The following is a 14,770-nucleotide window of genomic DNA, read 5'->3' on the forward strand; positions in this document are numbered from 1 at the left end:
CGAAGGCAGCAGCGCGGCCTGCGGTAACGCAGCGCGGCGGGTACCTGGCCGGACGTCGATACCGCTGCGCCCTCGGAGCTCGGTCGCGCCGACGACGAACTGATCCGGCACGAGCCGGAGCTGTACCGGTGTGATGTCGTCCGTGGCCGGCGGCCCGTCGCCGGCCACGGACGGTGTCAGCCGAGCGGTTTGCGCAGGGCCGCGAGGAACATGGCGTCGGTGCCGTGGCGATGCGGCCACAGCTGCGCCGCCGGGCCGTCGCCGAGATCGGTGACGCCGGGCAGGTACTCGCGGGTGTCGAGTTGCTCGGCCCCGGAGCGGCGGACGAAATCGCCGACGACGCCGACGGTTTCGGACAGATGCGGGGAGCAGGTCGAGTACACGACCACCCCGCCGGGACGAAGCAGGTCCCAAGCGGCGGCAAGCAGTTCGCGCTGCAGGGTGACCAGTTCCGGCACGTCGGCCGGGGTCCGCCGCCAGCGGGCCTCCGGACGGCGGCGCAGCGCGCCCAGCCCGGTGCAGGGTGCGTCGACGAGGATGCGGTCGTAGCCGGGAGCCAGCCCGCTGTCGCGGCCGTCGGCGACGTGCACGGTCACCGGCAGGCCACGGGTGGACTTGCGGACCAGTTCGGCTCGGTGCTCGGCCGGTTCGACGGCGTCGACGGCGAACAGGTCGATCGCGGCCAGTGCGCCCAGCAAGGCCGCTTTGCCGCCCGGACCCGCGCAGAGGTCGAGCCAGCGGCCCTGATCGGGGCCGTCCAGGGGTGCCCTGGTCAGAGCGAGCGCGACCAGCTGACTGCCCTCGTCCTGCACGGCCGCGATTCCTTCGCGCACCGGCTCCAGCTGACCGGGGTCGCCGCCGTCGAGGTACACGGCGTACGGCGACCAGCGACCCTCCTCGCCACCGGTGACCAGCGCGAGTTCCTCAGCGGTGATCTCACCGGGCCGCGCGACCAGGTGCACGACCGGGCGCTCGTCGTCGGCGGCCAGCAGCGCACCCAGCTCGCCCGCGTGCGCGCCGAGCGCGTCGGCGAAGGACTGGGCGATCCAGGTGGGGTGGGCGTATTCGAAGGCGAGGCCGCCGACGGGATCGGCGGGGGCCAGTTCGGCCACCCACTCCTCGACGGTCTTCTCCCCCGCCCGGCGCAGCACGGCGTTGACGAAACCGGCTCGGCCCTGGCCGAATTCGGCGCGGGCCAGGTCGACGGAGGTGTCGACGGCGGCGTGCGCGCTCGTCCGGGTGCGCAGCAGCTGGTAGACGCCGAGGCGCAGGATGTCGAGGATCGGTCCGTCGATCTCGGCGACCGGCCTGCCCGCGCACGCCGCGATCACCGCGTCGAGCTGCCCTTGCGACCGGCTGGCGCCGTAGGTGAGTTCGGTCGCGAACGCGGCGTCGCGTCCGGTGATCTTGCGCTCGCGCAACAGCTTCGGCAGCACCAGGTTGGCGTAGGCGTCGCGATCGCGCACCGCCCGCAGCACATCGAGAGCTACTTCCCGGGCCGGATCGACGGGTTCACCGCGCCGCTTACGCGGACTCGGCACACTCGGATCCGGCCGATCCGCACTCCTGCGCTCCGAGCCCCGCCCGGCCTGACTACCACCGCGCTCACTCGCGGGCCGCTTGCCACCGCGCGCGGCATCGCCGCCCGCGCGCGAGCCACCCACCGCGCCACCCCGTGTATCCCCGGCGCGCGCACCACGATCCGCACCAGCCCGACCACCGGTGGCACCGCCCCGGCCCTGCGGACCACCCGACCGTTCGTCACGCGAATCGCTCGCGCCACGACCCCGGTCGTCACGCCGCCAGCCGCTCGCGCCGCGGCCGCTGTCACCTTCGCGCCGGTCACCCGCGTCGCGCGCGGACCCACTGGACCGTCGGTCTCCGGTGTCGCCGCGGTCGTCCGACCAGCGCGAACCACCGGCGCGCTGCGGAGTCCCGCCGCCCGCGCGGACGGTGCCACCGCCCTTGGCGGCGCGGGCCGCCCAGCCGCCGTCGACGTCCTTGCCCGACACCTTCTTCTCGTCACGTGGCGTAGTGCCGCCGCGTGCGTCGGCTTCCCGGCGACGCCGGCGATCGGAGGCGCTCATCCGATCACCTGGCCCGGTGCCAGCCGCGCGCCGCGAGCCCAGTCGAGGGCGTTCATCATCTTCTTGCCGGGTGGCTGGACCTGGCCGAGCCGGATCGCCGTGGTCGACGTGCCGACGAAGACGCCGGACTTGCGCACCTCGATCTCGCTTTCGGGCAAGGTTTCCTCCACCATCTCTACCGGGCCGAGCTTGAGGCGCAGTCCGTTCATCTCGGTCCACGCGCCGGGCGCCGGGGTGACGGCGCGGATGCGGCGGTGGATGGCCAGCGCGGGCTCGTCGAACCGGATCCGGCCCGCCTCCACGGTCACCTTCGGCGCGTACGACACTCCGTCGGTGGATTGCGGAATCGCGCGCAGCGTCCCGTCCTCCACCCCGTCCATGGTCTTCTCCAACAGCACCGCGCCCGCTTCGGCCAGCCGGCCGAGCAATTCACCCGCAGTGTCGGTGACGTTGATCTTCTCGGTCATCACGCCGTACACCGGGCCGGTATCGAGTCCGGCCTCGATGAGGAAGGTCGACGCGCCGGTCATATCGTCACCGGCGTCGATCGCCGCCTGTACCGGCGCCGCGCCGCGCCAGGCGGGCAGCAGCGAGAAGTGCAGGTTGATCCAGCCGTGCACGGGAATGTCGAGCACCTGCTGGGGCAGCAGCGCACCGTAGGCGACCACCGGGCAGCAGTCCGGTGCGAGCTCGGTCAGCGCGGCGACGAACTCGGGCTCGGACGGCTTGCGCGGGGTGAGCACCGGAATGCCGTGCTCGTCGGCGAGCTGCCCGACCGGCGAGCGCAGCAGCTTGCGGCCACGGCCCGCGACGGCGTCGGGCCGGGTGACCACCGCGACCACCTCGTGGCGATCGCTGTCGATCAGCCGCCGCAGCGACGGCACGGCGGGTTCGGGGGTGCCTGCGAAGACGACGCGCATCAGCGGCCACCGCCGACACCGCTGGACTCGCGCACGGTGACACCGGCGCGGAACCAGTCGGATTCGCGGATGGTGCGCATCGCGTCCTTGCGGTCGGCGGGCTCGAGCTTGTTGACGAACAGCACGCCGTCGAGGTGGTCGGTCTCGTGCTGCACGCACCGCGCCAGCAGCCCCTCGGCCTCGAATTCCACCGGCGCACCGGCACTGTCGACGCCGACGACCTCGACCCGCATGGCCCGGCGCACGTCGTAGCGCACGCCGGGAATCGACAGGCAGCCTTCCGGCCCGACCTGCTCCTCGTCGCCGATCGCCGACCACTCCGGGTTCACCACATGACCCGCGGCGTCGCCGGTGTCGTAGACGAACACCCGCAGCCCGACACCGATCTGCGGCGCCGCCATCCCGACACCGCCGTCGTCGTGCATGGTCTCGGTGAGATCGGCGATGAGCTGACCGAGTTCGGCACCGAACTCGGTGACCGCATCCGCACGGGAACGCAGAATCGGATCGCCGAACAGGCGAACGGGCTGAATGGTCACGCGGCGGCTCCCGGCTGGACGAAGTGCGGTCGTCCCATTCTAGTGACCGCGGCCGGTGCTCCCGTCCGGCGTGGTCGTCAGGAGTTCCCGGCGATGATCACCTGGGGGATGCCGGTGCCGAGGGCGACGGGTGTGCACACGGGAGCGGGCGCGTGCGCCGGATCCAGCACCCGCAGCAGCAGTTGCTGCACGAACGGGTCGTAGACCATGTGGAAATGGCCGGTCAGGTCGTCGGAGCACAGGTCCTGCAGCACCAGGTTCTCGGCGCCCGCACCGTGCAGGGCGATGTTGTCGAAGGGCTGGATCATCTCGTCCACGCGGCTGCCGACGGTGACGTAGCGGACGCCGGGCACGGTGTCGCCGCCCGCGTTGAGCTCGACCATGAGCGGTTCGCCCTGTGCCTGCTGGACCGCCGCCGTCGAGGTGACCTTGGCGAAGACGTCCATCATGCCGGGTACGGCCTGCCCCACCGGGACCAGGCCGTACATCACCCCGCCGTAGCTGGGCGAGGCGAGCCCGACCCAGGTGCCGACCTTCGCCGCGCCACCGAGCTTGTTGACATAGAAGCGGCTGACCGTGGCGCCCTGGGAGAAACCGACCAGGTCGACCTTCGTGGTCCCGGTCGCGACCAGCACGTCGTCGACGAACGCGGCGAGCTGGGCGAAGCTGACCCGCATGTCCTCGGTGCCGTAGGTGTCGGCGCCCGGCGCGCCGCCGTAGTTCAGGGCGAACACACACATGCCCGCGTCGACGAGTTGCGGTCCGATACCCGCCCAATCGGAGTAGGCGCTCGAGTCGGTACCGTGCACGAGGACCACCGGACGCGGATGTTCGGCGGTCGGCTTACAGCCGAAGTTGTTGACCCCCAACGGAACCGCGCCGGGATGCGTGTCGAGGTAGCGGGCGGCGGCGAGATGGTCCTGCTGGCGGGGGCCCGGCTCGTTCGGCACGATGGCGGGCCGGTATCCGGCCGGTTCGGCGGCGGCGGGCGAGGCCACCGCGGCCGCGATCACCGCCGCGACGGCTAAGGCGAGCACGCCGATTCGTCGCCGTTGTGCCGTTCCCCAAACCCACCTGCGCCGCGGCTGTTCCATATCCCAAAGAATTACACCGTCCGCGTGGGTTTCGCACCCCCACGAAGGGGGTAAGAGTGCCCTGAATTATCGGGGGTCGCCTCCGGGCGTGACATCGTCCTCGGCGAGGATGCGGTACAGCGCCCGCCGGGTCTCGGTGAGCACCTCGGCAGCCTTGGCCGCCTGCTCCGCCGTGCCGACCTGAGCGACCTGACCGACCGCGCCCATGACCTGCCCGACCAGGCCGCGCAGATCCAGCGCCTGGGCGCCGATATCCTGCTTGACCTCGGCCCACGGGTCACCGATCTCCTCGCGGTTGGCCTCGACGTAGGCCTTGCCCTCGTCGGTGAGCTGGGCGGTCTTGCGACCGGCCACCTTCTCGATGAGCACCAGACCCTCGTCCTCGAGCTGGGCCAATGCCGGGTAGATCGAACCCGGGCTCGGACGCCAGACGTCGTCGCTACGCTCGCGGATCTGCTGGATCAGCTCGTAGCCGTGCATGGGCCGCTCGACGAGCAGCAACAGCACCGCGGCCCGCACGTCACCGCGCCTGCCCCGGCCACCGCGGCCGCGTCCACGACCGAAGCCGGGACCGAAACCCGGGCCGAACCCGGGGCCGAACTCGGGACCGTGCCCATGTCGCCCACCCCGGCGGAACTGCCGCCGATCGGGACCGAATTCCGCATGGCCGGGTCCACGACCGCGACCGAAGTGTCCGAATTCTCGATTCTCTGCGTTGTGCATGACAGCCTCCTCGGGCTCCCTCGATGCTCTTGACTCTATCGACGATATATCGTCAATGCATCGAAGGCGAGGAGTGCTCCGACGACGACCGAGCGGGCCAGCCCACCGCGATCGATCTGTTGCGCTCGGACCGGCCGCCCGCCGGGTGAGTTCAGCCCCGCGCGGCCAGCTCGTCGATCCAGCGTTCCAGCCGCGCCCCCTCGGTCACCATCAGGCCGGGGTCGCGGAAGGTGTTGGCGAGCAGGGAGATTCCCTGATAGGCCGCGACGAAGGCGACGGCGAGTTCGGCGGCGTCGGATCTGCCGAGTTCGGTGAACTGGCCCCGCGCCCAGTCGATCAGCAGGCTCATCAGCCGCGCCGGTTCGCCACCGAAGGCGTCGGGACGCTTGTCGAGCTCGGCGGCCAGCGAGCCGGTCGGGCAGCCGTAGCGGGCGGCGAGGTCGCGCTGATCCACCCAGCTCGCGACCATCGCCTTCAAGCGTTCGGCGGGTCCGGGCAGCGGCTCGAGCCGGGCGACGATCTCGGCCAGCACCCCCGCGTGGGTGTCGATCACGGCCTGGACGAACTGGTCCTTGGTCTTGAAGTAGTAGTAGACGTTGCCGACCGGCACGTCGGCCGCCGCGGCGATGTCGGCGATGGTCGTCTTCTCGATGCCCTGCTCGTAGAAGACCCGCGCGGCCGCCTCGACGAGCCGCTCCCGCTTCCCGATCTTCGGCCGCACCTGCGCCACTGAGTCAGTCATACAACTAACTATAGACAGCCCGGTCGAGCGTTGCTACGGTGAGTTAGTCAGCCAACTAACTCACAAGGAGTTCACATGATCGTCGTCACCGGTGCCACCGGCAATATCGGCCGCCAGCTGGTCGGCCTGCTCGCCGAGGCGGGCGAGCGGGTCAAAGCCGTGTCGCGCGGTGCCAGTCCCGTCGACCTGCCCGCGGGCGTGGACCACGTCGTCGCCGATCTGGGCGACCTCGACAGCCTCTCCCCCGCGTTCCAGGGCGCCGACGCCCTGTTCCTGCTGATCACCGGCGAGCAGCTGATGACCGGACCCGAACCGGCCCAGCTGCTGAAGGCCGCGTCCGCCGCCGGTATCCGCCGGGTGGTGTTCGTGTCCTCGCAGGGCGCGGTGACCCGCCCCGAGTCCGCCGGCTACGCGCGGACCATCGCCTTCGAGCGGGCGCTGGCGGAGTCCGACCTCGCCTGGACCGCGCTGCGGCCGGGCGCGTTCTTCTCCAACACCTATGCCTGGATCGAGCCGGTGCGCACCGCGCGCACCGTCGCCGCGCCGTTCGGCGAGGTCGGCCTGCCCGCGGTCGACCCGGGCGACATCGCGGCGGTCGCGGCCGTCGCCCTGCGCGGGGACGGGCACGCCGGTCGCGCCTACACGCTGACCGGTCCGGCCGTGGTGACCCCGCGCGAGCAGGCGGCCGCGCTCGCCGCGGCCGTCGGCGAGCCCATCGGCTTCGTCGAACTCACCGCGGCCCAGGCGAAGGAGAACATGCTGCGGTTCATGCCGGAGGCGGTCGCCGACCACACGCTGACCATCCTCGGCACGCCGACCGCGGCGGAGCAGCAGGTCAGCGGCGACATCGAACGGGTACTCGGCCGCCCGGCGACCTCATACGCGGAGTGGGCACTGCGACACCGCGCGATGTACCGCTGAGCGGGGTGGCGCACCGGGCGATCCGGCTCAGCTCACGCCTTGTCGTTCAGCCGGGCTCGCACGGTGGGCAGGCCGGGCCCGGTGAGCTCGTCGGCGAAGGCGGTGCGGCCCGCCATGACCATCACCAGCGCGATCGTCGGACCGCTGACCAGCGGACCGGTGCCCGCGGTGAACGGCCCGTCGGTGGCTTCCAGGCGCAGGCCGGCGATGGTGGTCTTGCTGGGCACGGTGAAATCGCGGCTCGCGTAGAAGCCGGCGACCGCGGTGGCGGCCTCGGTCGACGGGGTGGTGGACAGCCCGAGCGGTCGGCGGATGTCCTGGCCGTGGACGACGACCTCGCCGAGCCAGGCCGCGGTGTGCCCGGATGCCGCGGTCGTGCTGGTGCCGACCGCGCGGAACCGGGCGAGCGTCTCGGCGGGCGTCGCGCCACGGTGTTCGGCGAGCCGCCGGGCATTGTGCAGATCGAAGTCGAAGCGGGCACCGAGGACGCTGGCCAGCCAGCGCAGTCGCCCGATGCTCGCCGCGGCGGTGAGGTGGGCGACGACCTCCTCGACCACCCAGTTCCCGCACAGCGACCGCCGGGCCCACTGGTCGTCGTCCAGACCGGCGAGGTCGTCGGCCAAGACCGCCCGTTCGGCGTGGGTCATCGCCCACAGTTCGTCGTGAGCGGGGGTTGTCGCCACAGGGACCTCCAGGCACAGTCGGGGGACGCGCGGGCGCGCGCCGTCGTCAGTGCAGACGACGCCGACCGGGCGAATTCATCGGGCCCGGGTCAGCCTTCGGCGGTCGCGGGCACCGGTTCGCCCCGGTGGGCCGGGGCCGACCGGCGCCGGTCGTTGGCCACGGCGGTGATCACGCAGGTGCCGAGCGGGCCTTCGCGGTCGTACATGGTCGCGGTACTCACCGCGATGCCGGCGTTGCCGATGTGATCGAGGGCCTGCATGCCGAGTTCCGGACCCACCGGCAGGCGGGACAGCGTGAGGGTCATGTCGGCGTTGATGTAGCCGACGCCGCCCGAACCCCAGTGGCAGACGAGGTTGGTGAGGTCACCGGTGGCGGCGGCCCGCTGGAACGGGGTGAACGGCTCCCCGGCCACCAGCGGGGGCAGGTTCTGCCAGGTGACTTTGCGCTCGGCGTCGCGCGCCGCGCCGAAGTCGGCGATCCAGTCGGCATCACCGGACTTGAACAGCGGCAGGGCGCCCTGCGGATCGTCGCGGCGTTCCGCGGGGGCGGGCAACGCCCGTGGCGGCTGCCAGACCGTGCCCGGCGGGTCGTCGGTGGCGGCCAGGAAGGTCACCGTCGCCCTGGCCCGCGTCTGGTCCTGCTGGACGAGCCACGAGTCGACGACCTTGATGCGATTGCCGGCCCGCACCACCGCACTGTGCAGCGTGATCGGGTCCCGGGTGACCTGCTGGAACAGGTCGACCGAGAGCCGCGCCGGGATGAATCCCGTTCCCGGGCTGTGCTTCTCGGCTTCCAGCGCGAGCAGGCCGCACACCGCGACGCCGTGCAACTGGTTCGGCGACCAGCGGCTCACCGCCAGATCGCTCGCCACGTACGTCCCGTCGCGTGTCGTGAAGAACTCCACCACGATCCTCTCTGCTCACCCGAGGTCATGGTAGGACAGGGCAGCGGACCACTGCTGCGGCAGGCGCTCGACGACCGAGCTGCGCGGTCTCGCCGGCCCGGTCCGACCGCGAGACCACCCCGTCAGCCGATGTCGACCGGGTCGATCTGAACCCGTAACGGCGCGTCCGACCGGTGCGAGCTGCGCACCGCCTGGGCCGCTGTGAGCGCACGGGCGAGCGGGCCGCCCTCGGTGCGACCCACCCGCAGCAGCATGCGCTCGACCTCGGCCGGCTGGTCGGAGCCGGAGAAGGGTTTGCGGGCGGTCGGCGGCAGCGGTACCGGTCCGAGGATGTCGACCCGGTCCGGAAGCTGCGCGGCATCGAGCAATTCGGCGATGGCGGCGGTGGTGCCGTCGATCGCCGCCAGCCGAACGGCCGGGGGGAAAGCCGACCTCGGCGCGAGCCTCCAGCTCGGCGGCGGCGTGATGGACCGGATCCCAGCGGACGAGCGCCTGCACGGTGGGTAGTGACGGCTCGGCCATCACGATCACCTGGCCGCGCGGGCGGACCAGCGCGGCTGCGCCCATCCACCGGCGCAGGGTGTCCTCGGTCGCGCGCAGGTCGGCCCGCCCGAGCAGCGCCCAGCCGTCCAGCAGCAGCGCCACACCGTAGCCGCCGCGCACCAGCGGTTCCGCGCCGACGGTCGCGACCACGACCTGCGCACCCGGTTCGACACTGTCGAGCACTTCCCCACCGCCCGAGCCACGGATCGGGACGCCGGGGAAGGCGCGGCCGAGTTCTTCGGCGGTGCGGGCGGCACCGATCACCATCGCGCGCAGTGCGCGCGCACCGCACGCCTGGCAGCGGAAGGCGGCCTCGGTGATGCCGCACCAGCGGCACTGCGGGCTCGCGGCTTCGCCCGTACTCGACTGCGGCAACGCCAGCGGCCCGTTGCAGTGCCGGCAGCGCGCGGGGGTCCGGCATTTCGCGCAGGCCAGCGAGGGGACGTAACCGCGCCGGGGCACCTGGACCAGCACCGCGGCGTTCTCCTTGATCGCCGCGCGCGCGGCGGCGAACGCGACGCCGGGCATCCGGACCGCCCGCGCCAGCGCATCGCGTTCCAGCGCGAAGTCGGTGTCGCCCGGCGCGCTGATCCGTGGCATCACCTCGCGCAGCACCTGGCGTTCGGCGAGCAGATCCCGTGCCCAGCCGGACTCGACGACGGCTTGGACCTCCGCGGTCCTGGCGAAACCAGCCGCGACGAAGGCGGCGCCGGTCTCGTGGGCGCGCAGCATCGCCACTTCCCTGGCGTGCGGATACGGTGCCCGCGGCTCGGCGTAGGTGTCGTCACCGTCGTCCCAGAGGGCGATCAGGCCGAGATCGCGCGCAGGCGCGAAGACGGCGGCGCGGGTGCCGACGACGATGCGCGCCTGTCCACGCAGCACCGCCAGCCACCGCCGATACCGGGCGGCGGGCCCCAACCCGGCCGACAGCCCGACAGCCGAATCCCCCACCAGCCGAACACATTCGGCGAGCAACCGATCCAGATCCCGCTGATCCGGCACCATCAGCACGGCACTGCGACCGCTCGCGACCACCGTCGCGGCGAGCTCGGCCAACCGCGCCGCCCAGTCCTCCCCCGGCAGCGCCTGCCAGGCCGCTCGCGGTGCGCGCCCGTCGCTCAGCGCGGCGACGAAGGCGGCACCGTGTTGGTATCTGCTCCAAGCGGTGGTGTCGACGTCGCTGGGCAGCCCGGTAGCGTCCTCCGGCGCCGTGGCCGCAGAGTGGGCAGACGTACCCGCGAGCCGGTCCTCGGCAGCCTCTGCTCGATTGCCCGCGACCGCATCCGTAGCCGTCACAGCCGCACCGGGTTCGGCACGCTCATCTGCGATCCGGCCCGGAACCGCGACGGCCGCACCCGGTTCGGCGGGATCGCTGCTCACCACTCCATCCGGCGCGGTCACGGCCGCACCGGGTTCGGTTGGATTGCCCACCCCGCCACCCGGAACTGCTACGTGCACAACCGTTTCGGCAGACTCATTCGATACATCGCCCGGCTCGGGAATGGTTGCATACGGACGCACCGCACCCGACGTCGGCGTCGGTGTCGGCGTCGAATCAGATTCAGCCGCTTCCAGTTCCGCCTCGTCGATACCGGATCGCGCTGCGGCAGTGGGCTTCTTGGTTCCACCGATCTCGGTGCGGGCGTGGCGGGGTGGGATGGCCAGGCGCAGGACGTCGGCGCGGGTGCCCGCGTAGCGGGCGGCGACGGCGGTGGCCAGGCGCAGGATCTCCGGGGTGAGGACCCGCTCCGGGGAGACGACGCGTTCGAGCTTCACCATCTTGCCGGTGTGCTCGCTGCGCGGGAGACGTTCGAGCAGGTAGCCGTCGACGAGGCGACCCGCGAAACGGACCCGGACCCGCACGCCCGGCTGCGCGATCTCGTCCAGTTCCGGGGGCACCAGGTAGTCGAAGTCACGGTCCAGGTGCGCAGGCGACAGCAGCGGGAGCACCCGAGCGATCGGGTGTCCCGCTGCTGTCGTTGTCTCGTCCGCTGCCACGCGGGCGGTGAGTCTTACAGACCGACGGCCGCGCGCAGCTTGTCGGCGCGGTCCGTGTGCTCCCAGGGCAGATCGACATCGGTGCGGCCGAAGTGACCGTAGGCCGCGGTCGGCGCGTAGATCGGGCGCAGCAGGTCCAGGTCGCGGATGATCGCGCCCGGACGCAGGTCGAAGACCTCGGAGATGGCGGCCGAGATGCGGGCCGGGTCGACCTTCTCGGTGCCGAAGGTCTCGACGAACAGGCCGACCGGGGCCGACTTGCCGATCGCATACGCGACCTGCACCTCGACGCGCTCCGCCAGCTCGGCGGCCACGACGTTCTTGGCGACCCAGCGCATGGCGTATGCGGCCGAGCGGTCGACCTTCGACGGGTCCTTGCCGGAGAACGCGCCACCACCGTGGCGGGCCATGCCGCCGTAGGTGTCGACGATGATCTTGCGGCCGGTCAGGCCCGCGTCGCCCATCGGGCCGCCGAGCACGAACTTTCCGGTCGGGTTGACCAGCAGGCGGATGTCGGAGGTGTCCAGGGTCGGCAGGTTCAGATCGCCGATGACGGCGTCGACGACCTTCGACCGGATATCGGGGGCCAGCAGGTTGTCCAGGTCGATATCGGCCGCGTGCTGGGTCGAGATGACCACGGTGTCCAGCCGGACCGGCTTGTCACCGTCGTATTCGATGGTGACCTGGGTTTTGCCGTCGGGACGCAGGTACGGCAGCACGCCGGACTTGCGGACCTCGGTGAGCTTGCGCGAGAGCCGGTGCGCGAGCGCGATCGGCAGCGGCATCAGCTCGGGGGTGTCGGTGGTGGCGTAGCCGAACATCAGGCCCTGGTCACCGGCGCCCTGACGCTCGATCTCGTCGTCGGATCCGTCGACGCGCGCCTCGTGCGAGGTGTCGACGCCCTGCGCGATATCGGGCGACTGGGCACCGATCGCGATGTTCACACCGCAGGAGTTGCCGTCGAAACCCTTTGCGGAGGAGTCGTATCCGATCTCGAGGACCTTTTCCCGGACGATCCGCGGGATGTCGGCGTAGGCGGAGGTGGTGACCTCGCCCGCGACATGGACCTGACCCGTGGTCACCATGGTCTCCACCGCGACCCGGCTGCGCGGGTCCGCCGCGAGCAGCGCGTCGAGGATGGAATCGCTGATCGCGTCACAGATCTTGTCCGGATGCCCCTCGGTCACGGACTCACTGGTGAATAGCCGACTACCTGTCGTACGCACAGTTATTCCCTCTCCCTCAACGGGTTACTCGTGTCGGCTTGTGACGGTAACTTCTCGGTGCTACCGCACAACCCTTCTTCTCAGACTATTCCAAACCACCGACGAGGTGGCGCAGTGCACACAGACTGTCCCGGACTGTTCACCGAACCGGCGAAGGCGCCCCCGAACGGCGTCCGTACGCAGTACACTGCGCGACGATCATTGCAGCGCAACAGATCTCGCGAAGCTTTCGGCGACCGTACCCGGTCAGCGCAGCAGGGGGACGAGCGCGTCGAGCACCCGGCTGGCCAGCAGCGCCTTGGAGCCGTGGTCGAGAGCCTGTTCGGTGCCGTCGGCACCGAGCAACCAGCCGTCGTTGGTATCGACCTCGAACGCCTTGCCCTCCCCGACCGCGTTGACCACGAGCAGATCGCAGCCTTTTCTGGCCAGTTTGGCGCGCGCGTGGGTGAGCACGTCACCGTTGTCGTCGCCGGTCTCGGCGGCGAAGCCGACGATCGCGGTGCCGGCGAGCCTGCCGTCGGTGCGGGCGTCGACCAAGCCGGCGAGGATGTCCTCGTTCTTGGTCAGCGGGATCACGTCGGGCTCGTCAGCGCCCTTCTTGATCTTCGCAGCGGCGACATGGGTCGGACGGAAATCGGCCACCGCGGCCGCCATGATCACCGCGTCCGCGCCCAGCGCGTGCTTGTCGACCGCGGTCTTGAGCTGGTCGGCGGTGGTGATGTGGACCAGGTCCACGGCGGCGGGCGGCGCGAGCTCGATGGTGTTGCCCGCGATCAGGGTCACCTGGGCACCGCGCTGGGCGGCGACCCTGGCCAGGGCGTAGCCCTGCTTGCCCGAGCTGCGGTTACCGAGGAAACGCACCGGATCGAGCGGTTCCCTGGTGCCACCGGCGGTGATCACCACGCGACGACCGGTCAGGTCGCGGGGCAGCGCGTCGGGGCGTTCGAGCAGCAGCGAGGCCAGCCCGAAGATCTCCTCCGGCTCGGGCAGCCTGCCCGGACCGGTGTCGGTGCCGGTGAGCCGGCCCGACGCGGGTTCCATGACATTGGCGCCGTGCGCGCGCAGCGTCGCGACATTGGCCACCGTCGCCGGATGCTCCCACATCTCGGTGTGCATCGCGGGCGCGAACAGCACCGGACATCGAGCCGTCAGCAAGGTGGCGGTGAGCAGATCGTCGGCGCGCCCCTGTGCGGCGCGCGCCATCAGATCCGCGGTGGCGGGGGCGATGACGACGAGATCGGCCTCCTGGCCGATCCGGACATGCGGCACCTCGGGCACGTCGGCGAACACACCGGTGTGCACCGGCTGGCCGGACAGTGCCTCGAAGGTCGCCTTACCGACGAACTGCAGGGCCGACTCGGTGGGGATGACCCGCACCTGATGGCCGGTCTCGGTGAACCGGCGAACGAGGGCACACGCCTTGTAGGCGGCGATGCCCCCGCCGACCCCGACGACGATCCGCATGGTCTCTACGCCTCCGGAAAAGAGATAGTCACTCGCCCTCGGTGTGCTCGAGCAGGTCGGAGTGGATTTCACGCATGGCGACCGACAGCGGCTTCTCCTGCAGGCCGGGCTCGACCAGCGGGCCGACGTACTCGAGGATGCCGTCACCGAGCTGGTTGTAGTAATCGTTGATCTGACGCGCGCGCTTGGCCGCGTAGATCACCAGGGCGTACTTGGACGACGTGCGCTCGAGCAGCTCGTCGATCGGCGGGTTGGTGAGGCCGATCGGGGTGTCGTACGCGGGCGCGGCTGCGGTGTCCGTACTCACTAGGGGAGGCTCCTGCGGGGTTAGTGGGTCAAGAACTCGAATTTGTGCTAACGAATAACGATACCAACTGCTCGCAGGCAGTCGTCACCTCGCTGTTCACGATGACCGTGTCGAACTCGTCACAGGCCGCCAATTCGACCCGGGCGGTCTCGAGTCTGCGCTCGATCACCTCGGGCGTCTCGGTGCCGCGTGACCGCAGGCGCGAGACCAGTTCTTCCCAGCTCGGCGGTGCGAGAAACACCAGCAGTGCTTCGGGCATCGCCTGCCGAACCGATCGCGCACCGGCCAGATCGACCTCGAGCAGGACGTGATGTCCGGCCTCCAGTGCTTCGCGCACCGGGGCCGCGGGGGTGCCCGAGCGCTGCAACCCCCCATGGATGTCTGCCCATTCGAGCAGTTCGTCCGCCTCGATCATGGCGTCGAACTCGGCTCGGGAAACGAAACGGTAGTCCCGGCCGTCGACTTCCCCGGGCCGGGGGGCCCGGGTCGTCGCCGACACGCTGAAAACCAGTTCGGGCAGGCGTTCCCGCACGCACCGCACGACCGTGGACTTACCCACGGCCGAGGGGCCGACCAGTACAACCAGCCGACCCTTCCGCGTGTGTTCGACCACCTGAA

The 14,770-nt window shown here is 71.1% G+C and carries 13 protein-coding genes and 1 pseudogene; 1 reads left to right on the forward strand and 13 read right to left on the reverse strand.

Features of this window, described 5'->3' with window-relative positions:
• Positions 1 to 176: 176 nt before the first annotated feature.
• The 6 genes from NV348_RS02470 to NV348_RS02495 all read right to left on the reverse strand — a co-directional run bounded on the left by NV348_RS02470 (position 177) and on the right by NV348_RS02495 (position 6,105).
• Positions 177 to 1,664 carry an RsmB/NOP family class I SAM-dependent RNA methyltransferase gene (locus NV348_RS02470; protein ID WP_447150909.1) on the reverse strand — a complete coding sequence of 496 codons (1,488 nt, stop codon included), beginning with the start codon at positions 1,662 to 1,664 and terminating at the stop codon, positions 177 to 179.
• Between the two features lie 419 nt (positions 1,665 to 2,083).
• Entirely contained in the window at positions 2,084 to 3,007 is a 924-nt protein-coding gene (fmt, locus tag NV348_RS02475) for a methionyl-tRNA formyltransferase (RefSeq protein ID WP_447145497.1), read from the reverse strand.
• Positions 3,007 to 3,546 carry a peptide deformylase gene (gene def / locus NV348_RS02480; RefSeq protein WP_447145498.1) on the reverse strand — a complete coding sequence of 180 codons (540 nt, stop codon included), beginning with the start codon at positions 3,544 to 3,546 and terminating at the stop codon, positions 3,007 to 3,009. The genes fmt and def overlap by 1 nt, the downstream gene beginning before the upstream one ends.
• Before the next feature lie 77 nt (positions 3,547 to 3,623).
• Positions 3,624 to 4,640 (reverse strand): esterase/lipase family protein, encoded by a 1,017-nt coding sequence (locus NV348_RS02485; RefSeq protein ID WP_447145499.1) that lies wholly within the window; start codon positions 4,638 to 4,640, stop codon positions 3,624 to 3,626.
• A gap of 66 nt (positions 4,641 to 4,706) precedes the next feature.
• The gene (locus NV348_RS02490) at positions 4,707 to 5,363 is read right to left on the reverse strand and encodes a PadR family transcriptional regulator (protein ID WP_447145500.1); all 657 of its coding nucleotides are present in this window, start codon (positions 5,361 to 5,363) and stop codon (positions 4,707 to 4,709) included.
• A 151-nt stretch (positions 5,364 to 5,514) separates the two neighbouring features.
• Entirely contained in the window at positions 5,515 to 6,105 is a 591-nt protein-coding gene (locus tag NV348_RS02495; protein WP_447145501.1) for a TetR/AcrR family transcriptional regulator, read from the reverse strand.
• Positions 6,106 to 6,180: 75 nt separating this feature from the next.
• On the opposite strand from NV348_RS02495, the gene NV348_RS02500 reads away from it, so the two are divergent.
• Complete coding sequence (locus tag NV348_RS02500; RefSeq protein ID WP_447145502.1) at positions 6,181 to 7,026, forward strand: SDR family oxidoreductase; 846 nt, start codon at positions 6,181 to 6,183, stop codon at positions 7,024 to 7,026.
• 32 nt (positions 7,027 to 7,058) lie between these two features.
• Here NV348_RS02500 and NV348_RS02505 read toward each other — a convergent pair whose 3' ends face one another.
• The 7 genes and pseudogenes from NV348_RS02505 to gmk form a co-directional block, all read right to left on the reverse strand.
• On the reverse strand, positions 7,059 to 7,709 hold the full coding sequence (locus NV348_RS02505) for a maleylpyruvate isomerase family mycothiol-dependent enzyme (RefSeq protein ID WP_447145503.1): 651 nt from the start codon (positions 7,707 to 7,709) through the stop codon (positions 7,059 to 7,061).
• A gap of 89 nt (positions 7,710 to 7,798) precedes the next feature.
• Entirely contained in the window at positions 7,799 to 8,614 is an 816-nt protein-coding gene (locus tag NV348_RS02510) for an acyl-CoA thioesterase domain-containing protein (RefSeq protein WP_447145504.1), read from the reverse strand.
• 1,083 nt (positions 8,615 to 9,697) lie between these two features.
• Positions 9,698 to 11,155, reverse strand: a pseudogene (locus NV348_RS02515) (primosomal protein N' family DNA-binding protein); the annotation flags it as partial.
• Between the two features lie 14 nt (positions 11,156 to 11,169).
• Complete coding sequence (gene metK / locus NV348_RS02520) at positions 11,170 to 12,381, reverse strand: methionine adenosyltransferase (protein ID WP_447145505.1); 1,212 nt, start codon at positions 12,379 to 12,381, stop codon at positions 11,170 to 11,172.
• A 246-nt stretch (positions 12,382 to 12,627) separates the two neighbouring features.
• On the reverse strand, positions 12,628 to 13,845 hold the full coding sequence (gene coaBC / locus NV348_RS02525) for a bifunctional phosphopantothenoylcysteine decarboxylase/phosphopantothenate--cysteine ligase CoaBC (RefSeq protein WP_218721690.1): 1,218 nt from the start codon (positions 13,843 to 13,845) through the stop codon (positions 12,628 to 12,630).
• A gap of 28 nt (positions 13,846 to 13,873) precedes the next feature.
• Positions 13,874 to 14,233, reverse strand: coding sequence for a DNA-directed RNA polymerase subunit omega (gene rpoZ / locus NV348_RS02530; protein WP_374104921.1), 360 nt, complete (start codon positions 14,231 to 14,233; stop codon positions 13,874 to 13,876).
• Positions 14,181 to 14,765 (reverse strand): guanylate kinase, encoded by a 585-nt coding sequence (gene gmk / locus NV348_RS02535; RefSeq protein ID WP_218721686.1) that lies wholly within the window; start codon positions 14,763 to 14,765, stop codon positions 14,181 to 14,183. Before gmk ends, rpoZ begins: the two co-directional genes overlap by 53 nt.
• Between the last annotated feature and the right edge of the window lie 5 nt (positions 14,766 to 14,770).

Source organism: Nocardia fodinahabitans, from assembly GCF_052983615.1.